The sequence below is a fragment of the Hymenobacter amundsenii genome (assembly GCF_002204745.1).
GTDB lineage: Bacteria > Bacteroidota > Bacteroidia > Cytophagales > Hymenobacteraceae > Hymenobacter > Hymenobacter amundsenii.
In genome coordinates, this window is sequence record NZ_NIRR01000012.1 from 28,799 (window position 1) to 51,081 (window position 22,283).

A 22,283-nucleotide genomic window follows, 5' to 3' on the forward strand; every position below is an offset into this window, starting at 1 on the left:
ATCATTCAGAATGTTAGTAGTATTTTTCAAAGCTCTGTAACTCTGAATCTCATTACACATGCGCCCCGAATCATTCGACTTCCTCCAGAAATACCTCAACAACCCCTCTCCCACTGGCTTCGAGAAGGAGGGCCAGCTCTTGTGGCTCGAATACCTTAAGCCCTACATCGACGAATATTTCGTGGATACCTACGGCACGGTGGTGGGCGTTATCAACCCCGAGGCCGAATACAAGGTGGTGATTGAAGCCCACGCCGACGAAATTAGCTACTTCGTCAACTTCATTACGGAGTCGGGGTTCCTTTACCTGCGCAAAAACGGTGGCTCCGACCCGTTGGTGGCCCCAAGCAAGCGTGTGAACATCCACACCAAGAAGGGCATCGTGAAAGCGGTGTTCGGCTGGCCCGCCATTCACACCCGCAAAACAGACCAGGACAAGGCCCCAACCATCGAAACGGTGTTCCTCGACTGTGGTGCTTCAACCAAGGAAGAAGTCGAGGAGATGGGCATTCACGTGGGCTCGGTCGTGACATTCGAGGACGAGTTCATGGTGCTCAACGACAAGTTCTACGTGGGTCGGGCGCTCGACAACCGCATCGGCGGCTTCATGATTGCCGAAGTAGCCCGCCGCCTCCACGAGGAAGGCAAAAAGCTACCGTTCGGCCTGTACGTGGTGAATTCGGTGCAGGAGGAAATCGGCCTGCGGGGTGCCGAAATGATTGCCCACCGCATCAAGCCCGACGTGGCCATCGTGACCGATGTGACCCACGACACCCAGTCGCCGATGTACGAGAAGAAAACCTCGGGCGACCTGTTTTGCGGCAAAGGCCCGGTAATTACCTATGGCCCGGCCGTGCAGAACAACCTGCGCGACCTCATCATTGAAGCAGCTCAAAGCGCCGAAATCCCCTTCCAGCGCGCGGCAGCTACCCGCGCCACCGGCACCGATACCGACGCCTTTGCTTATTCCAACGCCGGAGTAGCCGCCGCGCTCATTTCGCTGCCCCTCAAGTATATGCACACCACCGTGGAAACCGTACATCAGGACGACGTGCAAAACGTTATCAACCTGATTTACGAGTCGCTGCTCCGCATCGAGGATAAACACGATTTCCGTTACTTCAGCTAACCACAGATTACGCCGATTTTTCGCTGATTAGGTTGATTCTTTCAGCCTGATAGATAGGGAGCCGTCCGGTGCGGGCGGCTCCTTTGCGTTGCGGTTGGCACGTTGTTACTGCCCGACTCTTTTATCCTCCAGCTCGACATTCAGCCTCATGGAACTGCCGCCTGTCTTTCCGCCGCTAACCGTTACCGACCAGTTGGGCCGGCAGGTGGCAGTGCCTTTTCCGCCGCGACGTATTGTGTCGCTGGTACCCTCGCAAACCGAGTTGCTGTTTGATTTGGGGCTGGGCGAACGGGTAGTGGGCGTAACTAAATTCTGCATCCACCCCGCTGAGGCCCGGCAATCGGCCACCGTAGTTGGGGGCACCAAGAACTTCGACTTCGAAAAGATTGATACACTCCGGCCCGACCTTATCCTCGGCAATAAGGAGGAGAACTATAAAGAGGGCATCGAGCAGCTCGCAGCCCGCTACCCAGTCTGGCTCAGCGACATCAGCAACTTACCCGAGGCCCTGGATATGATTCGGCGCGTGGGCCTGATCACGGGCCGCAAAGAAGCAGGCGACTCGCTGACCGCCGACATTGCCGCATCCTTCGCTGCCCTTATGGCGCCGGCCACCGAGCTGGTTCCAGCCGCCTACTTCATCTGGCGCAAGCCTTACATGGTAGCCGCTACAGGTACGTTTATCGATGATATGCTGGCCCGGGCCGGCTTCCGCAACGTGTTCAGCCATCTGGGCCGCTACCCCGAAGTAACACCCGAACAGCTCCGCCAAGCCGCTCCTCACCAGATTCTGCTTTCGTCGGAGCCCTACCCGTTCGGCCCGAAACATGTAGCCGAGTTCCAGGAGATATGCTCGACGGCCCGCATCCGCATTGTGGATGGGGAGCTTTTCAGCTGGTACGGCAGCCGGTTGCGCTTGTCGGCGGCCTACTTTAAATCACTGATTGGCGCTGATTGATGGTGATTTCGCTGAAGGTAATGGCTGAGCTGTGGCACGGCTACCTTGAAGCTGTTTACAGAGTCAAGAGAATGTCATGCTTGATTCCGGATACTTTCTAAACAGCTTCCTCTTCAACTCCCTCAATCGCGAATCCTACTTTCCCCAACTCCTGCCAGAACTGTGGGTAGGACTTGCGCACTACTTGTGGCGCTTGGATGGTAAGTGGCCCGAGCATCGCCAGCGGGGCGAAGGCCATTGCCATACGGTGGTCGTGGTAGGTGGCCACGGTCTGGTTTTCCACCTGGAAGTTCTCTGCCGTGACCTCAAATCGGCCCTCTCCCCTATCCGTCAGGGCGCCGCCGAACTTGGCTAGTTCGGTTTGCAGGGCCACAATACGGTCGGTTTCCTTGATGCGCAGGCTGTCGAGGCCCGTGAAAGTGGCCGGCACGCCGAGGGCAGCGGCCACTACAGCTACCGTTTGGGCTAGGTCGGGGCAGTCGGTGAAGTCTTGAGTAAGCTGGGTGACAGGCTTTGTTTTGGTCAGGCGCAGGGTTTCATCGGCCAAAAACTCGGTATGGACGCCCAGTTGGGCCATAATGCCCACAATGGCTTGGTCGCCCTGCCAGGAGTAGCGGCGCAGGGTGGGCAGTGTGAGGTGGGAGCCCTCGGGTGCCAACGCCACCAGTGCGTACCAGTAGCTGGCCGCCGACCAGTCGCCCTCCACGGTGTAATCGGTGGGCTGGTAGGCCTGAGGGCGTACTTCCAGCACTTCACCCAAATCCCGACAGACGGCCCCAAAGTGTTGCATCAGCGCCTGCGTCATGCGGATATAGGGTCGCGAGCCGACTTTACCCGTCAGCCAGATGCGCAGGCCCTGGGGAAGCGTGGGCCCGATCATCAGCAGGGCCGAAATATACTGGCTGCTGATGTCGCCGCGCACAGTCAGCTCCCGGAAATCGGCCTCCTCATCCGGGGCCGGCTGGGGGGTGAGGCCACCCAATTGCAGGGGCGGGTAACCGCTTTCTCCCAGGTACTCGATGCGGGCGCCCAACGCACGCAGCGCGTCTACGAGTACTGCAATGGGCCGCTCCCGCATGCGGGCGGTGCCGGTGAGTTCGGCTTGGCGGCCCGTCATGGCCAGGTAGGCCGTCAGGAAGCGCATCACCGTGCCGGCATCCTCGGCGTCGAAAACCGGAGCGGCTGGGTTTTGCAGCAAGCGCTGCATGAGTTGGGTGTCGTTGGCGTCGGACAGGTTGCGGAGGGTACCGCCGCCAGCCAGCGCCTGCATGATGAGGGCGCGGTTGCTCTCACTTTTGGAAGCCGGCACCTGCGCCAGCGCCCGCAATGGGCTACCTGACCAGGCCAGAGAAATAGAGGAGTCGATAACAGCAGCACAATATAGAGCGAAGCACCGCTCCGCTCCCGGTGAAAATAAACTCGAAATGTCCTGAAAAATAATAGGCTGCAGCTAATACAGTAACCGCCTCCCGTTAGCCCGGTAGCCGGTGGTAGTAACGCAACGCTTGGTCAATTTCATCGAGCGTCACGGCTTGGTCGTACACGCCGTGGCCAATGCCTTCGAGTAGCGTGCAGTTGATAACCGCGCCGGTATTCTTTTTGTCTTGGCGGGCGTAGTCGGCAATGGCCTCCGTTTCCAAAAATACAAATTGTATTTTTTCGAAAACAGAGAATAAAAAAGTCTCGATCCGGTCCAGCTCCAGCGCGCTCAGCAGTCCCTTGTGGTGGCTCAGCCAAGCTTCGCACACCATACCCGCGGCCACGGCTTCGCCGTGCAACACCTCGCGGCCTGGTTGCTGAAGCAGGTAGCTTTCCAGGGCGTGGCCCACGGTATGGCCGAAGTTGAGCAGTTTGCGCAGACCAGTTTCCAGCGGGTCCTGGGCCACAATGCGCTGCTTAAGTGCCACCGACTCTTCGATAATGGGCGTCCAGTCATCTACCATAATGCCTATAGAGCGGTTGCGGACGAAGGCATCGGCATCAGCAATCAGCCAGTGCTTTACCACCTCGGCGTAGCCCGATTTAAGCTGGCGCAGATCAAGGGTTTGCAGGAACCGCGGATCAATGAATACGCCCGCTGCCTCCTGAAATACGCCCAATTGATTCTTAAAGCCCATGAAATCGACGCCGGTTTTGCCGCCCACGCTGGCATCAACCTGGGCCAGCAAGGTAGTAGGCACCTGCACGAACCGCACGCCGCGCTTGTACACGGCGGCCGCGAAGCCCCCCAGGTCTGTCACCACGCCGCCGCCTAGGTTCACGACTACCGCGTGTCGGTCGGCCCGGTGCTCGGTCAGTTCGGCCCATAAGGTTTCACAGCTGGCCAAGGTTTTATACTCCTCCCCATCCGGAATTTCTACCACCCGGTAGCCCGCCGGCAAGTACGGTTCAAGCAAAGGCAAGCACTTGGTAACCGTATTGGCATCCACGACCACCACCACCTGCCCAACCGCAGGGGATGCCAGCAACCGGGCTAGTTCGGGCAGCACGTTGGGGCCCACCCATATTTGATTATCCAAGAAAATATGATTTTTAGTTGTTGAAGAAAAATCGGTGTTGTTAATCAAACAAAAATAACTTGCTTTGATGCAACTATATCAGTTTGATACTACTCCTACCACTGCAAATTACACGCTATAGCATCATGTTTACTTCCCTCCGTCCGGTTTCTTTATTTGCCCTCTTACTCGGTGCTTGGGTATCAGTATCCTGTAGCCGCGATGCTATGCCTACACTAGAGCAAGGATTGCTAGGGCGTTGGGAATGGCAGCAAACGGCCACCAGCAACAAAATCGCGCTTACGCCGGCCAACACCGGCCATCACATGGCCGTCCATTTCGACCAACGCGGCCGGGCTCGCTTTTATCAGGATGATAAGCTGGTTAGCGCCGCGGCCTTCACATTGCGCCGCGACGGCATGGGTTTTCATGAGCCGGTTCGCCACATTATTACGTACCGGGGCTACCAGGTTACCCAGTATTATTCGGTTATTGGCAACCAGCTACAGCTGCAGGATACTGATGGTCGGGTAGCTACCCACAGCTACATTAGGGTAGTGAGCGGCCCAAAGAATACGCTTGGCTCTGCTGACCCATCGTTGCGGCTGCTGCACGCGTCAAACCCCTGAACTGCCTGTTTGCTCCGCAAATTTCTTACACCCGCCACTTTCTTACCGAAAGTGGCGGGCTTTTTTTTGCACTGGTGGTTGCCACATCCTGCTCCACTTTTCACTCGTCTCCTTCGTATACCCTGCCCACTGCTCTGGCCGATCAAAGCTGGTGCAACTCTGTGCCAATAAACAGGGTTTACCGGCTATCTTTACTCCCTGTTGGCCGATCCCACCCAGCTGCCTTCACTATCTGCCCATGCCCCACCCCCAAGCCCCCCCCATTTCCTTCGAGGATACGGCTGTAGCCTTCGCGTCCAGATCAAATGGCGAGTTGCGAAAAATGTACGCCCTGTTTGCCGCCATGAACAACTCTTCGCTGGTTAAGGCTGGCGGCGGGCTGATGAAAAAGGCCCTCAAGTGGCATCTGCCCGGCACTAAGTTTCTCATCAAGAAATCTATTTTTGAGCACTTCTGCGGGGGCGAAACCATTCAGGAGTGCCTGCCGGTTATTCAGGAGTTGGGCCGCTTCAACATCGGCACCATTCTCGACTACTCGGTAGAGGGGGAAGGCAACGACCAGAGCTTCGACGATACAACCACCGAAATTCTGGCCACCCTCGACTTAGCGCACCGCTCGAAGCATATTCCATTCTCGGTATTCAAGGTAACCGGAGTAGGAGTAGTTGCCACACTGGAGAAGATTCAGGCCGGCCACGAGCTGAGCGAGGCCGAACAGAGCAGCTTCGACCGAACTGTAAAGCGCGTTAATGCTATTTGTGCCCGGGCCCACCAGTACGGAGTTCGAGTATTCTTCGACGCCGAGGAAAGCTGGTTTCAGGACACCATCGATGACTTGGCCTACCAGATGATGCAACGCTACAACCGCGAATCAGCCATCGTCTGGAATACGTACCAGCTCTACCGCCACGACCGCCTGCTTGCTCTGGAAGCCGCTGCCGACGCGGCAGTAGCTGGTGGCTACCACCTTGGGGCCAAGCTGGTGCGCGGCGCGTACATGGAGAAGGAAGCGCGCACAGCCAGCCAGCAGGGCCGCCCCAACCCCATCAACCCCACAAAGGCGGCAACCGATGCTCTCTACAATGAGGCCCTGACTTACTGCGTAGAGCACGTCGACCACATCAGTGTTTGCGCTGGTACGCACAATGAGGCCAGTTCCCTACTCCTTACCCACCTTATGCAGTCGCATGGCCTACGGCCCAGCGACCCGCGAATATGGTTCGCCCAGCTCTATGGCATGAGCGACAACTTAAGCTACAACTTGGCCAATGCCGACTACAACACGGCCAAATACGTGCCTTACGGACCAGTAGAGGCCGTAATGCCTTACCTGTTGCGACGCGCCGACGAGAACACAGCCATTGCTGGCCAAACCAGCCGCGAGTTCCGATTGATTCAGCAGGAAATGACCCGCCGCCGGATGTAATAGCTTACGCGCAATTCAGCCGTGCGCCCAAACGGCACAGTTTTTGGCGAGTCGATGCCCGTCGCTGCGGATTTTACCTACCGCGCGACGGGCATTTTTGCTATATTCCCCCTTCTTTCTCCTCATTCCCCCTCCCTCATCCATGATCAGTCGAGTACGTAAGCACCTGATCCGTTTTTCCCGCACGCAGATAGGTACCACCAGCTACCTCAACTTGGTTCAGGAAGCTGAATTGGGTCTCAACTTAGACATCACCCACGAGAAATCCCGGCTGAATGAAATCCTGACCGAAATTTCGGAACAGGAGCACGAAGCAGGCCGACCTATACTCGGGGCGCTGGTGAAGGTGAAAGGATCGAAGGGGCAGGGAGATAATTTCTACAAGCTGTGTGAACGGTTGGGGATGGGCGAATGGCGCACCTTGAAACAAGAGGAAGACTTTTTGAAGGATCTGCGCCAACAATGCCGTGATTTTTGGCAGGATGACAAGAATTTTGAAAAATTTCTCTAAGGCAAAAAACGGGTTATCAGGATGATGATGGGAGATTAGGACTGCTAGAAAGGTTACGTGCATTTTTTTGGCGCAACCCCGCTTTTGTGGCTGCGTTAAGCACTTTTGAAACCCCGCTGTACTCTCTTCTACAATTTTCCAGCGGAGAATTTTTTATTTCCTTCCAACCTAATCTCCCACTCCATGAACAACGATTCGATCAACCCAACCAATTCCGGTACCGGTTCAGGTGCAAACTACGGCACCGGCAACGCTGGCACTGGCTCCGGCATGGGTGCTAATACAACTTCAAGCGGCAATATGGGTAACTCCAGCACTGGCGACTCGTCTGTTGGTGGCAGCAGCTACACTGCTGGTTCGTTCAGCGACCGTGCAAGCGCCGAAGGTGCTTACCAGTCGCTTGCCGCCCGTGGCTACCACAAAGACGATGTAAACCTAGTAATGTCGGAAGATGCCCGTAAGCGTCACTTCGGTGATGACACGGTAGAAACCGAACTTGGTGATAAGGCCATGGAAGGTGCTGGCGTTGGTTCGGCCATTGGCGGTACTGCTGGTGCTATCATCGGTGCCATTGCTGCTATCGGTACCTCAGTAGCTCTGCCCGGTCTGGGCCTTGTAATTGCTGGTCCTATCGCCGCCGCTTTGGCTGGTGCTGGTGCCGGTGGCCTGACGGGTGGCCTAGTAGGCGCCTTGGTAGGTTCGGGTATTCCTGAAGAGCACGCCGCTGAATACGAAAGCGACGTGAAGGACGGCAACATCGTTATGGGCGTACGTCCCCGCAACGAAGAGGATGCTCGTTACTTCGAAGAGGAGTTCCGTCGTCATAACGGTGACAAAGTTCGTCGTTATTAATAAATACGGTTGGCTTTCGCCTTCCTGATTAAAGAGGCTCTCCCCGGTTCGGGGGGAGCCTCTTTTTTCTGCCCTCTTGGCTGGTTCACCGCCTTTTCATTTTTGGGCACTTATTTGCTGAATCACTATATTCACGGATGAGCATGGCGCAGGCTATGTAACTCTGTCCGAGGGTTAACCATCCTACCGTCAAAAACCATTAGCGCCCGGGGCACTTATTCAGTTGACCCTAACGTTAAATAGGCGTCACCGCTTCAGCATTGGTTTCGACAGTAGTGGCACTCAGCCCGACATTTCCTCATTTCACCCGTTTTGTTCATGTCTTCCCCCCGACTCAAAATAAGCCTATATGCCTCGGTGTTACTGGCCATTTTCGTGCTGGCTTCTTATAAGCTTTATCAGCGCAATGATGGTCAGCCGCCCCAAAAGGACGAAGTACTGATCAAGGCGATGGTGCAGGGCCTGACCCAGGCTCACTACCAGCCCGAGCGTTTGGACGATGCTTTTTCCAAGCGCGTATTCGACTTATACCTGAAGCGCCTCGATGGCAGCAAGAAGTTTCTGCTGGCTACCGATGTGCAGCAGTTACGTAAGTACCAGAACGATATCGATAACGAGGTACTGCGCGGTACGCACGAGTACCTCGACTTGAGCACTACGCTTATGGCCCAGCGCGTGAAAGACGTGCAGGGGCTTTATCGTGACATTTTGTCGAAGCCTTTTGACTTCTCGGTAGCGGAAACCTTCGAGACCGAAGCCGATAAGGTAACCTTCGCCGCCACGGCTGCAGCGCAACGCGAAGAGTGGCGCAAGTTTCTGAAGTATCAGACCATGGTCCGGCTTTCGGAGATGATGGATGAGCAGGCCAAGAAGAAGGACAAGCCGCTGGCTTCAACGACGGCAAAGCCTTCGGAGGCTACTATTTCGGAGCCTATGCGGACACCCGAGCAGATGGAAGCCGAAGCCCGTAAGCGGGTATTGAAGTATTTTGATGACTACTTCAAGGACTTGGCGCAGACGGATACCAACGACCGGTTGGCTGTTTATGCCAACGCCATTGCCAATACTTACGACCCCCACACGGAGTATTTCGCTCCCCGCGATAAAGACAACTTCGATATTGCTATGACCGGCCGCTTTGAAGGCATTGGAGCCACGCTGCAGGAAAAAGATGGTAATATCAAGGTAGCTGACATTGTACCTGGCTCGGCCTCCTACCGGCAGGGCGATTTGAAAGCCGGCGACATTATCCTGCGTGTGGCGCAAGGAGCGGAGGAGCCTGTGTCCGTAGAAGGCTGGCGGCTTGACAAGGCCATCACCCTGATCCGGGGCCGCAAGAACACCGAAGTACGCCTCACGGTGCGTAAGCCCGATAACAGCACGAAGGTCATTCCTATTGTCCGCGATGTAGTCGTGATTGAAGAAACGTACGCCCAATCGGCTACCATTGATGACAATGGCACCAAGCTCGGCTACATTAAGCTGCCCAACTTCTACGCCGATTTCAACGACAATGGCGGCCGCAGTTCCGCTGCCGACGTGAAGAAGGAATTGGAGAAGCTCAAGGCAGAAAACGTAAAAGGCGTTGTGCTCGACCTGCGCTTCAATGGCGGTGGTTCGCTCCAGGACGCCGTGGAAATGGCTGGACTATTTATCGACAGCGGTCCGGTAGTGCAGGTACGTGGTGGCCAAGGCTCTGCTACCATTCTCAACGACCGTGACCCACGCGTGCAGTACGGCGGCCCGCTGATTGTGCTCGTAAATAAATACAGCGCTTCGGCTTCCGAGATTCTGGCAGCTGCCATCCAGGATTATAAGCGCGGTGTGATTATGGGTTCGGCTAGCACTTACGGCAAGGGCACTGTGCAGCGCATCTTCGACCTCGACGACGCTATGCCGGCGGAGTTCAACAGCATCAAGCCTTTTGGCTCGCTCAAGCTCACGACCCAGAAGTTCTACCGTATCAACGGCGGCTCAACTCAGTTTAAAGGTGTCGTGCCCGATATTATTCTTCCCGACGCTTATAGCTACCTCGACCAGGGAGAGAAAGAAAGTGACTACCCGTTGAGCTGGGACGAAATCACGCCGGCTCGCTACCGGGCCTGGGGCGCTGCCCCATCTATCGACAAGTTGCGCCAAGCCAGCCTGAGCCGAGTGAATGCCAGCCCAAGCTTCAGCCAGCTTTCTGATATGGTGAAGCGGATGGTAAAGCGCAAGGACGATACCAAGGTATCGTTGCAATTGGCTAACTACCGCGCCGAGCAGCAACTGGCCAAAACCGAAGCCGATAAGTACGAGGCCATCCAGAACGCTGCTCAGCCCATGACCATCGCCCCTCTGGCGTTCGACTTACGTCAGGTTGCGACTGATACCATCAAGGTTAACCGGGCTTCCCGCTTTGTGAAACCACTCAAGAAGGATATCACCCTGCGTGAAGCTGTAGCAGTTCTTCAGGACCAAATCTAGCCTTCTGGTAAGGATTCCTATTTTCTAAAAAGCCTTCCGTATTTCGATACGGAAGGCTTCTTTTTGCCCTGAACTGACGGACCAGTTACGTTAGTAAATTTGATTGCAAAAATTCGTTATACATACAAGTAATAACCATCGTCAAAGATCTTTATATCAATGATTTGTTATCTTGTTTCATTGACAATATAATTAGCAATTCAGAACTTATAATTTAGTATATTGGTTTATAAATCATGACGACGACAGACATGGAGACTCCGATTATTCCCCTCGTGACCGAGGAGCAGAAGCAGGCTGAGGAAACCTGGCGCAAATCGATTCCGGCCCAGGTATTTCTCAACCACTTCTTCGCCATCAATTACCACATACAACAGGCCGATGATGCGATGGGTGGCTTGCAGCACCTGCCCTACTTCCGGGCCCACCAGGCCGAGTTGGCTGAAACTGACTTGCCAGCCCTTACCAAGCTGCTCCATGCCTGCTGGAGCACCGAATATGCGTTGCGAGCCACAGCAGAGCTGGGCGACGAGGATTATTTGCGCAACGCCCTGCACTGGACCTTTCCCCAGGCTTACCACACCATTACGGCTGGTTTGCAGGCTTTCCTATACACAACTGGTGTGCGCGGAAACAACCCAGCTCTGATCCGGCGGGAAGTAGGACGGCTCGTGGTGCGCAATGCCTACCCGCGGCCCGTATCGTTTTATGCGGCCGGAGCGCACGGCGACTTCAGCATCCATCGGCTGCCGCTAGCCGGTTACAAAGCCGGGTTGCAGATTGCCGGGAAGGAAATTGATGCCCAAGCCCAGATCGGGCAGTTTCTGCGCACTACCCGCACCATTAAGGCGAAGGCGACCCGCCTGCAGGTGCAAGCCAACCCGAATACTGCACTCCGCAGTCAGAAAACCGGTAAAGTGCTTGATAAGTGGACGGCGGCCCACTGGCAGGAGATTACTTGGCGGTTAGGCTACACCACCATTTTCGATTTGCTGGGCCGGCTACGCATTTCCCAGACCAGTCGGGAAATCGAGCGGTTCGTGGAGGCCGATATCGACTTTACCCTCTTTCACCAGTCGCTGCTCAATATTGTGGGCTACCTCAACGGTATTCATGAAACATACGTGGCCAAGGCTATGGGCTTGGAGCGCTACCAGCAATTAGTGGCTGAGCTGCCCCGCCATTTACAGAACTCCTTTGTGGAGGAGCGCCTTCGCACCCGGGTAGCCCCACAGCTGAATACCCAAGAAACGCCAGTGTTACGCATGGCCGCTTAGTGCCCGTAGCACACTGCTCACCTTACTCTTTATATAAGTAAGCGCCGGCCTTTTAGGCCGGCGTTTTCTGTTTGTGGCCTGGCTGCTTTGGGTAGTCACCAAATGGTGGGATGGGGCAGCGTTAGGTTACGCGGATGGGCTGCGCTATTTTTGCGGCTTGACTTTGTTCGGCCCCTGTTGGGGCCGCTACCCCCTGCCCTATGCAACACCTCAGCGAACAGGAGATTATCCGTCGGAATAAACTGGAAGAGCTTCATAAACTCGGTATCGACCCCTATCCTTCCGAGCTGTTCGACGTGAACTTCTACGCCCAGGAGATTCTCGATAACTACCACCCCGAGCTTAACAACTTCCAGGAAGTGAGCTTGGCTGGTCGCCTGATGTCGATGCGGGTGAAGGGCAAGGCCTCGTTCGCGGAGCTCCAGGATGCTTCGGGCCGCATCCAGCTTTATATTAACCGCGACGAAATCTGCCCTGGCGAAGACAAGGAGCTATATAATACGGTGTTCAAGAAGCTGCTCGATCTGGGCGACTTTATCGGCGTAACCGGCCGCGTATTCAAAACGATGGTGGGTGAAACCTCCGTGCACGTTACGGGCCTGACGGTGCTCAGCAAGAGCCTGCGCCCCTTGCCCGTAGTGAAAGAGCGCACCGATGAGGCTACCGGCGAGAAGATAACATACGATGCCTTCACCGACCCCGAGCAGCGCTACCGCCAGCGTTACGTAGACTTAGTGGTAAACCCACACGTGCGGGAGGCATTCATCAAGCGCACCCAATTGGTACAGGCCATGCGCAATTACCTCAACGATAAGGGCTACCTGGAAGTGGAAACGCCGATTCTGCAGCCACTGTACGGTGGCGCAGCGGCCCGGCCCTTCAAAACGCACCACAACACGCTGGACATGACGCTGTACCTGCGCATTGCCAACGAGCTATACCTAAAGCGCCTCATTGTGGGCGGGTTCGATGGGGTGTATGAATTCAGTAAGGACTTCCGCAACGAGGGCATGAGCCGGTTTCACAACCCCGAGTTCACCCAGATGGAGCTTTACGTAGCCTACAAAGACTACTACTGGATGATGGATCTGGTGGAAGAAATGGTAGAGCGCGTGGCAATGGCCCTGCACGGCAAAACCGAAGTGCAGGTCGGCAACAACCTCATCAACTTCCAGCGCCCCTGGAAGCGCTATACCATGGCCGAGTCCATCGAGCACTTCACTGGCTTCAACATTGAGGGCAAGAGCGAGGACGAGCTGCGCGCCGCCGCCAAAGACCTGAAGGTAGGCCTCGACCCCAGCATGGGCAAAGCCAAAATCATCGACGAAATTTTTGGTGAGCATGTGGAGCCCAAGCTTATCCAGCCCACCTTCATCACCGACTACCCGGTGGAGATGTCGCCGCTGGCCAAGAAGCACCGCAGCAAGCCCGGCCTTGTGGAGCGATTCGAAGCTATTTGCAACGGCAAAGAAATTTGCAACGCCTTTTCCGAGCTTAACGACCCCATCGACCAACGCGCCCGCTTCGAGGAGCAGCTGGAGCTCGGCAAGCGCGGCGACACCGAGGCCATGGTGCTCGATGAGGACTTCCTACGGGCTTTGGAGTACGGGATGCCGCCAACGGCCGGCCTCGGCATTGGCATCGACCGGCTGAGCATGATCATGACCAATTCCAACTCTATTCAGGACGTGCTCTTCTTCCCGCAAATGAAGCCAGAGAATACGAAGTCTGAAAACGCCCCGCATCCAGAGAACTAGCCGGCGCATCAGCCCTGTCGCGCACCAGCTTAGCTGATGCCTGGAAAACTTTGGGCCTAGAAATGAGAAAGCCTCCCGCCGATAAAGGCGGGAGGCTTTCTTTTTCAGATGGCTAACCATTCCGAGCAACAGCTAAACCAGAAATGTGCGATGGACAACGTACGATTTTACTGAATGGTTGGCTAACCAGTTCCAATCAGAAGCTCTACGGTCGGCAATTTTGCTAGCCCAACGGCGCTACTCTTCTTTTAAGCCGCCTGTATATGAGCCTACGCAATAACAGTTGGCAGGGTTACACGAAGCGAAAACGACTACGACTTGTAATGCCCGGGCGCGTGGCGTGAGTCGCTGCCAGCGCCGTCGTAGTCGGAATCAGATCCGGGCATTAGTCCCGACTCGGAGGGCTGCGGACCGGTGGATGACCTGCTGAGTGAACCGAGCAAATCGTCGGCGGCCGAGCGGTCGGTGCGGTGTTGCTCCGAATCGGCCGGGTTGCCCCCTCTGATCTGGTCGAGCTTGGCTTTACCCTCTTTCAGTAACCGAGCTAGGTCTTTGTTGAGTTTGGTGGCTCCCTGCTTGATATCGGCTCGGGCTTCGTCGCCGGTTTCGGGGGCCAATAGCAGGCCCACTATGATGCCGGCAGTGGCGCCGGCGAGCAGCGACAGAATGACTTTTCCGTTGGTGTCTTGCATAACAGTAGTTTTTTACGGGCAAAAAAAGACCGAGCGGCGGCAGGCACACCACGGTAAACATATACTAACGGCGGAGCCTTACCGAGGGTTAAGCAAAAAGCCCCCGCTCTTACAAAGAACGGGGGCTTCAATAATTAAAACCGACGACTTACAGGTCGTTGAGCATCTTTACGATTTCGCCCTTGGCTTTGCCAAGCTTGTTTTGCAAACGGCCGATAAGTTCGTCGCCCTGGCCTTCGGTGTACTGGAGGTCGTCATCGGTCAGCTGAGCATACTGCTGCTTCAGCTTGCCTTTGGCAGCATCCCACTCACCTTTGATTTTGAGGCTGGCGCCTGAGCCAGTCAGGCCCATATCTTCGAGCTTTTCGATGTAGCCTTTGAACTTAGAGTCGAGGTCTTCTCCGTACTTGGAAAGCTGCTCGCCCAACTGGCCGCTGTACTTAGTAGCGGCACTGCCGATTTTATCGCGGGTAGCTTTGCCTTTTTCGGGGGCCATCAGCAAACCGGCAATGATACCAGCACCGGCACCAGCCAAAGCAGCGAGGAGAATTTTACCGGAGTTGTCTTCTTCGTAATGCGACATGATTCTTGGGGAGAGAAAGTTGGAAATAGAGATGCAGAGAGTATCGGTAGTTTGGGCAGAAAGTTGTTGGTCTCGTCCGCACACCAGATACGGCTCACTATACGAAGCCACGCGGCCGGGGTTTTATGACGGCGCAAAAATTAGCGAACAAAAATATTCCATAGCCACTCCCCCACAACCTGAGCCTGCAGGTGATTACCTTTGTGTTATGTCTCGATATCCTGCTGCTTTTTTCCTTTCGTTGGTTCTGGTGGCCTGCCAACCCGAAATGTCCCCAACTGCCCCGGCCAGTGCCACATGCATCGATGCCAGCAAAATCAGGCCTAACGCGGTATGTACAATGCAGTACGACCCCGTATGCGGCTGCGACGGCAAAACGTACGGCAATGCTTGCCAGGCCACCAACGCCGGCGTAACCAGTTACACGCAGGGCGAGTGTCCTACTGCCAAATAACTTTTCGCTTCTCTTATGTCCGAAAAACGCTATTTCCGCCAGCAAATACCTTTCGTAGTGCCCACCACCGATGGCAAGCTCATTGAGGAGCACATTGGCCAAGCTAGTACCGGCACCAACCAATACAGCGTGGCGCACATGGTAGCACCGCCCCAATGGAGCGAACCTCACCAACGGCCCGAGTTTGATGAAGTGACCATTATCGTACGCGGCCGCAAGCAGTTTGAAATTGATGGCGACGTGGTAGAGCTGAGTGCCGGCGAATCGTTGCTGATCAAGGCCGGGGCACGGGTACGTTACTCCAACCCTTTCGATGCCGAGTGTGAGTACTGGTCGATCTGCGTACCGGCTTTCAGCCCGGCTACGGTGCATCGGGAGGAAGAGTAAAAACTACTTATTAAAGACGAATGCGGCGGGCCGGGAGGTTCGCCGCACTCATTTTGGGCGTAATCGGCGGTGCAACTCTGGGGTGCGGCTAGTGAAGCATGTGGGCGGTGAGCCTCTCAGATGAGAGATTAGTGAGTTGTTGAGGCAGTACTCTAAGCACCCGATCCTATTGTCCAATCTGCCGCTTCTATTATTGCTTAGGCCGATCTGTACATCCCCGAAGCAGATTGATTATCTTAACCTTCCCATCGTTCTTTCGATTCCTTATGGACCAGCGCATTATCAACCTCTTCGACGAGTACACGCACGCCCCGCTAAGCCGCCGCAACTTCCTAGACCGCCTCCAACAATTGGCCGGCAGCACGGCACTGGCGGCCGCAGCACTAGCTATACTGGAACCGGGTTATGCCCGGGCCGCCACCGTGGAAACCGATACGAGTAAGCTGACGGAAGAAACCGTGACTTGGCCCGGCGCCGCAGACGTAACGATGCAAGGTTACTTGGTGCAGCCGAAAGGCCATAAGAAGCGCGGGGCAGTCGTCGTTATTCACGAAAACCGCGGCCTCACCCCTCATATAAAGGATGTAACACGGCGCGTGGCCCAGGCTGGTTACTTGGCGCTGGGCGTGGATGCACTCTCGGTTTTCGGCGGTACGCCAACGGATGAAGACAAAGGCCGGGAACTGATTGGAAAGCTCGACAAGTCGCAGACGCTAACCAACTACCTCAATGCCCTCACTTATCTGCGCCAACGCCCCGATTGCAATGGCCGCACGGGTTGCGTAGGTTTCTGCTGGGGCGGCGCCATGGCCAACAACCTCGCTACCCACGACCCTCAATTAAATGCCGCGGTGGCTTATTATGGTACGCAGCCCGCCACCGAGGAAGCAGCCAACATCAAGGCCCACCTGCTACTGCACTATGCCGGCCTCGATGAGCGAGTGAATGCCGGAAAGGATGTTTGGGCAGCCGCTTTGACCGCCGCTGGTGTGCCCCACGAGCTTTATGTGTACGAGGGCGTGAACCACGCCTTCAATAACGATACTTCGCCGGCCCGCTACAACGCCGAAGCCGCCAAATTAGCTTGGGAACGAACCTTACAGCTGTTTAAAAAGCAAGTAAAAGGCTGATACCACGTTGACTGGTAACCAGTAGGAGTTGCTTTGGATCGGATTGCCAAGGCTTGTTTACTGTGGCCACGCCACTCATTTTTAGATAAGTCAGACAATCAGTGGCTGGTTATTAATGATAAAACAGACTCATCGACTTCAGTTCAACTACCTAACCACAAGAATTTTAGCGGCAGCATAAATAGCCATCTACCAGCCAAAATACGACATACATTTGGTGATAGGTAACGCCCAAGCATACAGGCATACAGGCATACAGGGTGGGCATATATCCAATGATGAAGGCGAACCAATATCTGTTGGGCACTTTATAAACCACCGCGTTTTCTTTATTTCGCTGCAGTCCAATAATATGTATTTATTCGATATTATGAAGTGATTTTATACACCAGTATAGCTCTTCGGATTGGCACGAATAGGTCTGGTGACATAAGGCAATTGTTAAGCTGATATTCACCGAAGTATTGGATTGCTATTTTGATCACACTTTTCATCTTCTACAGCCTTTTATTCTATCCTATAGCCTTATACTTGATACTAATGATTATATTGTCAACGCTAACGCGACAGACGGCAACAGATGTTGCTGGCGTCTGAACAGATAACAGCGTCGAAGTAGAGCGGAATTTATTGACTGTTTGTTTGGCAAATAGTCTGCTTCGTCTTTACATTTAGCACGATGATAGCCTGTGCTGTAGCAGAGTACCCTCCATTTTTTTTCTCTTCTTTTCATGAAAAAAGCGCTACTTATTGCCTTTCCACTGGTTGCGTTCTCCGCAATCCAGGTGATGGCACAAACTCGAGCCATTTCCGGACGGGTCACCGACCGTACTTCCGGTGAGGGACTACCCGGGGTTACCGTGTTGCTCAAAGGAACCAGCAATGGCGTGTCTACCAATTCCGACGGCACTTTCACCCTTACTGTTCCGGCAACCGGTGGTACGCTGGTATTCAGCTCTATTGGATTCGCTACGGTGGAGCGGCCTATCGGAACCGAAAACCAGGTCAATGTTGGTCTGGCCAATGACTCCAAGCAGCTGAGCGAGGTTGTAGTTACGGCTCTGGGTATCGAGCGAGATACTCGTTCGTTGGGTTACGCCACCCAAGAGATCAAAGCCGATCAGCTGTCGCAGAAGTCGGAGCCTAACGTGGTGAACGCCCTGCAGGGCAAGGTTTCCGGTGTAAACATTACCTCGGCTAGCGGCATGCCCGGGGCCTCGACCAACATCAACATCCGGGGTATAACGTCGATCAGTGGCAACAACCAGCCGCTGTTCGTAGTCGATGGTATTCCGATCAGTAACGACCTCGACCGGACCTCGAACACGCTCTTCGGTGCCCAGCAGGCCAACCGAGCCCTCGATATCGATCCGGAGAACGTCGCCAGTATCAACATCCTGAAAGGCCCGGCTGCTGCCGCCCTCTATGGCTCGCGTGCTTCGTCGGGTGCTATCATCATCACCACAAAGTCGGGACGCAACGTAAACCGCAAGCTGGAAGTAGCCGTTACATCGAGCTACTCGCTGCAGCAGGTTTACGGCCTCCCCGATTTCCAGAATGATTACGGCCAGGGCTCCGCGGGCATCAACCCGCTGACCAATGGCAACATCAACACGGGTACGACGCTCTCGTGGGGCCCGCGCTTCGGCACTACCCCCACCCTGTTCAATGGCCTGCTTTACCGCGATGTTGACGGCAACACCCAGCAGCTCGACTACCGCGCCTATCCTAATAACATCCAGGACTTTTTCCGGACGGGCCATATTCTGCAGAACGGCGTTAACATCGCCGGTGGCAACGCTGACCAGAGCGTTTCGCTCAACGTCAACAACACCGCTCAGCAGGGCATCACGGAGTTCTCTAAGCTGAACCGGACCAGCGTACAGCTGGCTGGCAACACCAAACTGCTCAACAAGCTGAAGGCCGGTGGTTCGGTGAACTTCATTCAGACCAACCAGGTGGGCCCGCAGCAGGGCAACGGCGGTTCGCCTTTCGGCCGTCTGGGAGCGGTGCCCCGTAGCTACGACCTGCAGGGTCTGCCCTATATCAGCCCAACTGGCCGCAGTATCTTTATTGGTACCGGCGAGAACCCACGTTGGAGCTTAGAGCGTAACTCGACCTCGTCGAACGTTACTCGCTTCGTGAATGTGGCCAACCTGAGCTACGAAATAACGCCTTGGCTGAACGTGGCATACCGCGCTGGCTTGGACACGTACACCGACCGGCGGAAGCAGATTTACGACATCGGCTCCCAACGGTCCTCTTCGGGCCAGGTAATTGACCAGACGCTGTACCGCAGCGAAATCAACGGTGACCTGTTGGTAACGCTGAAAAAGGACAACATCTTCACCGAAGGATTCAACGCCAACCTGCTGCTGGGCCAGAACGTCAACCAGCGTAAAGTGCAGGAAGTGTTTGCCCAGGGTGATAACCTGACGCTGCCCAACTTCTATAACCTCAACAACGCGACGACGTTCTCTAACGGCACGGGCGAATTCTCCTCCAAGCGCCGCCTTTTGGGTTACTACGGGCAGTTGTCGTTGTCTTACAACAACTATCTGTTCCTGGAACTGACGGGCCGGGCCGACCAGTCGTCGACGCTACCGGTTGCTAACAACACGTTCTTCTATCCCTCGGCGACGGCCAGCTTCGTCTTCACCGACGCCTTCAAGATTGCTAACGACTATTTCTCGTACGGCAAGATCCGGGGCAACATCGCCCAAGTTGGTCGCGACGCCAATGTTTACTCGCTCAACACCGTCTACACGGTAGCCGCCCAGGGTAACAACGTTGCCAGCTTCAACTTCCCCTTCACTGCCAACTCCAACACTTACGCTGGTTTCGGCATTGGCAACACACTGGGTGGCGGTACCGACTTGACGCCCGAATTCACCCGCTCGTATGAGGCCGGGGTTGACCTGGGCTTCTTCAACAACCGGGTTAGCTTCAACGGTACGTACTTCAAAACCGTCAGCAAAGACCAGATCCTGAACGTATCCACGGCCCCTTCGTCCGGCTTTACCTCCCGCCTGACTAATGTTGGACGCCTCGACAACCAAGGTTTTGAGGGCTTGCTGGACATCACGGCCGTTCGGTCGAGCAACTTCAGCTGGAACGTTATTGCCAACTTTACCCGCCTGCGCAACAAGGTGGTGGAAATCTCCGAAGGCGTAACCGAGTCGTCGATTGGCGGCAACGCCTTCATCGGCACGACTCCTTCCTACAAGGTGGGCTTCCCCTTCGGCGTTATCCGGGGCAACAAGAAGCCGCGGGTAACCGATGCCAACAGCCCGTTCTTCGGCCAGTATATCATCAACCCAACGACGGGCCTGTTCGCTCCAGAGCTCAACAACGAAGTAATCGCCGACCCGAACCCCGAATGGCAGGGTGGTATCACCAACCGCTTCAGCTACAAAGGCATCACGGCTTCGTTCTTGGTTGACGCTGTGTACGGTGGCGACATCGTTTCCTTCTCGGTAGCCAGCTACAAAGGTGCCGGTGCCCTGGAGGAAACCGGCAAAGACCGCGAAGCGCCCCGCGTTATTCCGGGCGCTATTGCCAACGCCGACGGTAGCTATCGGGCCAACACCATTCAGGTAGATGCTCAGTCGTATTGGAGCAGCTTTGGTTTCCAGAGCGACCTGAACGTGTACGATGCCACGGTTTATCGCCTGCGCGAAGTATCGCTCGGTTACACCTTGCCTAAGACACTGCTTGAGCGCACGCCATTTGGACAGGCCACCATCTCGCTTTCGGGCCGTAACCTGTTCTACTACGCCCCTAATTCCCCAATCGACCCCGAGACCAACACTCAGGGCGCCGGCAACATTCGTGGTCTGGAACTCCAGAGCTCACCTAATGCCCGCAACTACGGAATTAACCTGCGCTTCACTTTGTAATACAGCTTTAACTAGCTCTTCAACTTCAACATATGAAATACCAGCAATATTTAGGTTTTGCGCTGGCAGGAGTAGTAGCCCTCGGCACCGTCGGCTGCAAGGACTTCCTCGACGTCAACGCCAATCCCAACAACCCGGAAACGGTTCCGCCCTCGGTGCTGCTGACAGCCACTGCCATTCAGACGGGTTTCAGCAACGGCAACGAAATCAACCGGATTACGTCGCTACTGGTGCAGCACATAGCTGGCGCCGGCAACCAAGCCGCCGCCCAGGATGTTTATAACATCCGGGGAGGCCTCGACAACCAGTGGCAGGGCGAACTCTACGCCGGCTCGCTGGAAGATGCCCAGAAGCTGATCGAGATTTCGACCCGCCTCAACAGCCCGGCCTACGCCGGCATCGGCAAGTTGCTCAAGGCGTACAATTTTGCCATGACCACCGACCTATGGGGAGATATTCCTTACTCGCAGGCGCTGATGGGCCTCGACCAGTTGAAGCCGCGCTTCGACAAGCAGGAGGACATTTACAAAGGAGCCGACGGTATTCAGAGCCTCGACGCCTTGGTAAAAGAAGGCTTGGCTGACCTACTGAAAACCAGCGACTTGATGCCTTCGGCTGCTGATGATCCGATTTATCGGGGCGACCTGGTAAAATGGGCCCAGATGGGCAACACGCTACGCCTGAAACTGGCTAACACCATGAGCCGCCGGGAGCCTGCATTGGCCGCTACCATCATCAACGAGGTGGTTAATGCTAAGAGCGCAATCCTGACCAATGCCAACGATTTCGAGGTGCCCTTCGGCGGGGCAGTAGGTAACCGTAACCCCATCTTCGATTTCGGGGATGCTACGTTCGGTCAGCGGCCGCTCGACCTGTTCCTGAGCCAGCGCCTGCTCGACAGCATGCGGGTGAAGAACGATCCGCGCCTGCCGGTCTACTTCACGACCACGCCAACACCGACTGCTACAGTTAACACCACTGGTACTTTAACGACGCTGCCTGGCGCTACGGCCGGCACGTTCCTCACCTTTACTGGTTTCCAGAACGGTGCCAACGTTGCAACACCCGTCAGCGCCAACCGCTCGCGCTACAACACTTACATCGCCGGCGCAAGTGGTGCTGGTCCGATCCGGTTGCTGACAAACGTTCAGCGCCTGTTCATCATGGCCGAATCGGCACTCGTGCTCAAAACGGCAACCGATGGTGGTACAGTTCAGAGCCTCTATCAGGCGGCCATCCGGGCTTCGATGGTTAAGGCTGGTATCAGCGATGCAGCCGTAACGACGTACTTCACCAACAACCCTTCAGTAGCAATCCTGAGCGGTTCCGATACCCGCAAGCTGAATCAGATCATGACTCAGAAGTGGATTTCGTGGGTGGGCAACGGTTACGAGGCCTACAACGACTACCGTCGCACGGGCTACCCGCGCCTGACGTTGGCACTGAATGCCCAAGGTGATGATCCTAACGTGCTTCCAAAGCGCTTTGTGTATCCAGCTTCCGAACTGTCGGGTAACGCTACCAATGCGCCCAACCCCGCACCCGGTACTACGGTACCCGTATGGTGGGACATTGACTAACCGTCCCTACTGGATTCACCTCTCACTCTGTTCCTCATGAAAAGATATTTCATTC

Annotated in this window: 18 protein-coding genes; 14 read left to right on the plus strand and 4 right to left on the minus strand. The window is 55.4% G+C overall.

Going from position 1 to position 22,283, the window contains the following annotated elements; genetic code table 11:
• Nucleotides 1-58: 58 nt before the first annotated feature.
• Nucleotides 59-1,129 carry a M42 family metallopeptidase gene (locus tag CDA63_RS09200; protein WP_088464162.1) on the plus strand — a complete coding sequence of 357 codons (1,071 nt, stop codon included), beginning with the start codon at nucleotides 59-61 and terminating at the stop codon, nucleotides 1,127-1,129.
• A 148-nt stretch (nucleotides 1,130-1,277) separates the two neighbouring features.
• Entirely contained in the window at nucleotides 1,278-2,087 is an 810-nt protein-coding gene (locus CDA63_RS09205) for an ABC transporter substrate-binding protein (protein WP_088464163.1), read from the plus strand.
• Between the two features lie 97 nt (nucleotides 2,088-2,184).
• Here CDA63_RS09205 and CDA63_RS09210 read toward each other — a convergent pair whose 3' ends face one another.
• Nucleotides 2,185-3,396, minus strand: coding sequence for a 3-phosphoshikimate 1-carboxyvinyltransferase (locus tag CDA63_RS09210; protein ID WP_317044044.1), 1,212 nt, complete (start codon nucleotides 3,394-3,396; stop codon nucleotides 2,185-2,187).
• Between the two features lie 163 nt (nucleotides 3,397-3,559).
• Nucleotides 3,560-4,606 carry a 3-dehydroquinate synthase gene (aroB, locus tag CDA63_RS09215; protein ID WP_088464165.1) on the minus strand — a complete coding sequence of 349 codons (1,047 nt, stop codon included), beginning with the start codon at nucleotides 4,604-4,606 and terminating at the stop codon, nucleotides 3,560-3,562.
• 206 nt (nucleotides 4,607-4,812) lie between these two features.
• Between aroB and CDA63_RS09220 the strand changes: the two genes are divergently transcribed.
• The 7 genes from CDA63_RS09220 to lysS all read left to right on the plus strand — a co-directional run bounded on the left by CDA63_RS09220 (nucleotide 4,813) and on the right by lysS (nucleotide 13,503).
• Entirely contained in the window at nucleotides 4,813-5,214 is a 402-nt protein-coding gene (locus CDA63_RS09220; protein ID WP_126546795.1) for a hypothetical protein, read from the plus strand.
• 238 nt (nucleotides 5,215-5,452) lie between these two features.
• A complete protein-coding gene (locus tag CDA63_RS09225; RefSeq protein ID WP_088464167.1) occupies nucleotides 5,453-6,640 on the plus strand; it encodes a proline dehydrogenase family protein in 1,188 nt (395 codons plus the stop codon).
• A 142-nt stretch (nucleotides 6,641-6,782) separates the two neighbouring features.
• Nucleotides 6,783-7,151, plus strand: a complete 369-nt coding sequence (locus CDA63_RS09230; protein WP_088464168.1) for a hypothetical protein — start codon at nucleotides 6,783-6,785, stop codon at nucleotides 7,149-7,151.
• A 300-nt stretch (nucleotides 7,152-7,451) separates the two neighbouring features.
• The gene (locus tag CDA63_RS09235; RefSeq protein WP_088464218.1) at nucleotides 7,452-8,003 is read left to right on the plus strand and encodes a hypothetical protein; all 552 of its coding nucleotides are present in this window, start codon (nucleotides 7,452-7,454) and stop codon (nucleotides 8,001-8,003) included.
• 318 nt (nucleotides 8,004-8,321) lie between these two features.
• Nucleotides 8,322-10,469 carry a carboxy terminal-processing peptidase gene (locus tag CDA63_RS09240; RefSeq protein ID WP_088464169.1) on the plus strand — a complete coding sequence of 716 codons (2,148 nt, stop codon included), beginning with the start codon at nucleotides 8,322-8,324 and terminating at the stop codon, nucleotides 10,467-10,469.
• Nucleotides 10,470-10,705: 236 nt separating this feature from the next.
• A complete protein-coding gene (locus tag CDA63_RS09245) occupies nucleotides 10,706-11,746 on the plus strand; it encodes a hypothetical protein (RefSeq protein ID WP_242434619.1) in 1,041 nt (346 codons plus the stop codon).
• A 200-nt stretch (nucleotides 11,747-11,946) separates the two neighbouring features.
• Complete coding sequence (gene lysS / locus CDA63_RS09250; protein WP_088464171.1) at nucleotides 11,947-13,503, plus strand: lysine--tRNA ligase; 1,557 nt, start codon at nucleotides 11,947-11,949, stop codon at nucleotides 13,501-13,503.
• A 311-nt stretch (nucleotides 13,504-13,814) separates the two neighbouring features.
• On the opposite strand, the gene CDA63_RS09255 is transcribed toward lysS, so the two are convergent.
• Together CDA63_RS09255 and CDA63_RS21735 are read right to left on the minus strand one after the other, a co-directional pair.
• The gene (locus CDA63_RS09255; protein WP_088464172.1) at nucleotides 13,815-14,195 is read right to left on the minus strand and encodes a YtxH domain-containing protein; all 381 of its coding nucleotides are present in this window, start codon (nucleotides 14,193-14,195) and stop codon (nucleotides 13,815-13,817) included.
• A 148-nt stretch (nucleotides 14,196-14,343) separates the two neighbouring features.
• The gene (locus CDA63_RS21735; protein WP_088464173.1) at nucleotides 14,344-14,778 is read right to left on the minus strand and encodes a CsbD family protein; all 435 of its coding nucleotides are present in this window, start codon (nucleotides 14,776-14,778) and stop codon (nucleotides 14,344-14,346) included.
• 268 nt (nucleotides 14,779-15,046) lie between these two features.
• Here CDA63_RS21735 and CDA63_RS09265 point away from each other — a divergent pair, with 268 nt between their 5' ends.
• The 5 genes from CDA63_RS09265 (at nucleotide 15,047) to CDA63_RS09285 (ending at nucleotide 22,228) form a co-directional block, all read left to right on the plus strand.
• A complete protein-coding gene (locus CDA63_RS09265; RefSeq protein ID WP_242434624.1) occupies nucleotides 15,047-15,232 on the plus strand; it encodes a Kazal-type serine protease inhibitor domain-containing protein in 186 nt (61 codons plus the stop codon).
• Nucleotides 15,233-15,247: 15 nt separating this feature from the next.
• A complete protein-coding gene (locus CDA63_RS09270) occupies nucleotides 15,248-15,619 on the plus strand; it encodes a cupin domain-containing protein (protein WP_088464175.1) in 372 nt (123 codons plus the stop codon).
• Nucleotides 15,620-15,885: 266 nt separating this feature from the next.
• The gene (locus CDA63_RS09275) at nucleotides 15,886-16,749 is read left to right on the plus strand and encodes a dienelactone hydrolase family protein (protein WP_088464176.1); all 864 of its coding nucleotides are present in this window, start codon (nucleotides 15,886-15,888) and stop codon (nucleotides 16,747-16,749) included.
• 788 nt (nucleotides 16,750-17,537) lie between these two features.
• Complete coding sequence (locus CDA63_RS09280) at nucleotides 17,538-20,648, plus strand: SusC/RagA family TonB-linked outer membrane protein (RefSeq protein ID WP_242434620.1); 3,111 nt, start codon at nucleotides 17,538-17,540, stop codon at nucleotides 20,646-20,648.
• Nucleotides 20,649-20,680: 32 nt separating this feature from the next.
• The gene (locus CDA63_RS09285) at nucleotides 20,681-22,228 is read left to right on the plus strand and encodes a SusD/RagB family nutrient-binding outer membrane lipoprotein (protein WP_088464178.1); all 1,548 of its coding nucleotides are present in this window, start codon (nucleotides 20,681-20,683) and stop codon (nucleotides 22,226-22,228) included.
• Nucleotides 22,229-22,283: the final 55 nt, after the last annotated feature.

Excerpts from the sequence above, each read along its gene's own strand:
- CDA63_RS09200 (WP_088464162.1), top strand. The coding sequence starts at position 59 with ATGCGCCCCGAATCATTCGACTTCCTCCAGAAATACCTCAACAACCCC.
- CDA63_RS09205 (WP_088464163.1), top strand. The coding sequence starts at position 1,278 with ATGGAACTGCCGCCTGTCTTTCCGCCGCTAACCGTTACCGACCAGTTG.
- CDA63_RS09220 (WP_126546795.1), top strand. The coding sequence starts at position 4,813 with ATGCCTACACTAGAGCAAGGATTGCTAGGGCGTTGGGAATGGCAGCAA.
- CDA63_RS09225 (WP_088464167.1), top strand. The coding sequence starts at position 5,453 with ATGCCCCACCCCCAAGCCCCCCCCATTTCCTTCGAGGATACGGCTGTA.
- CDA63_RS09230 (WP_088464168.1), top strand. The coding sequence starts at position 6,783 with ATGATCAGTCGAGTACGTAAGCACCTGATCCGTTTTTCCCGCACGCAG.
- CDA63_RS09235 (WP_088464218.1), top strand. The coding sequence starts at position 7,452 with ATGGGTAACTCCAGCACTGGCGACTCGTCTGTTGGTGGCAGCAGCTAC.
- CDA63_RS09240 (WP_088464169.1), top strand. The coding sequence starts at position 8,322 with ATGTCTTCCCCCCGACTCAAAATAAGCCTATATGCCTCGGTGTTACTG.
- CDA63_RS09245 (WP_242434619.1), top strand. The coding sequence starts at position 10,706 with ATGACGACGACAGACATGGAGACTCCGATTATTCCCCTCGTGACCGAG.
- lysS (WP_088464171.1), top strand. The coding sequence starts at position 11,947 with ATGCAACACCTCAGCGAACAGGAGATTATCCGTCGGAATAAACTGGAA.
- CDA63_RS09255 (WP_088464172.1), bottom strand. The coding sequence starts at position 14,195 with ATGCAAGACACCAACGGAAAAGTCATTCTGTCGCTGCTCGCCGGCGCC.
- CDA63_RS21735 (WP_088464173.1), bottom strand. The coding sequence starts at position 14,778 with ATGTCGCATTACGAAGAAGACAACTCCGGTAAAATTCTCCTCGCTGCT.
- CDA63_RS09265 (WP_242434624.1), top strand. The coding sequence starts at position 15,047 with ATGTCCCCAACTGCCCCGGCCAGTGCCACATGCATCGATGCCAGCAAA.
- CDA63_RS09270 (WP_088464175.1), top strand. The coding sequence starts at position 15,248 with ATGTCCGAAAAACGCTATTTCCGCCAGCAAATACCTTTCGTAGTGCCC.
- CDA63_RS09275 (WP_088464176.1), top strand. The coding sequence starts at position 15,886 with ATGGACCAGCGCATTATCAACCTCTTCGACGAGTACACGCACGCCCCG.
- CDA63_RS09280 (WP_242434620.1), top strand. The coding sequence starts at position 17,538 with ATGGCACAAACTCGAGCCATTTCCGGACGGGTCACCGACCGTACTTCC.
- CDA63_RS09285 (WP_088464178.1), top strand. The coding sequence starts at position 20,681 with ATGAAATACCAGCAATATTTAGGTTTTGCGCTGGCAGGAGTAGTAGCC.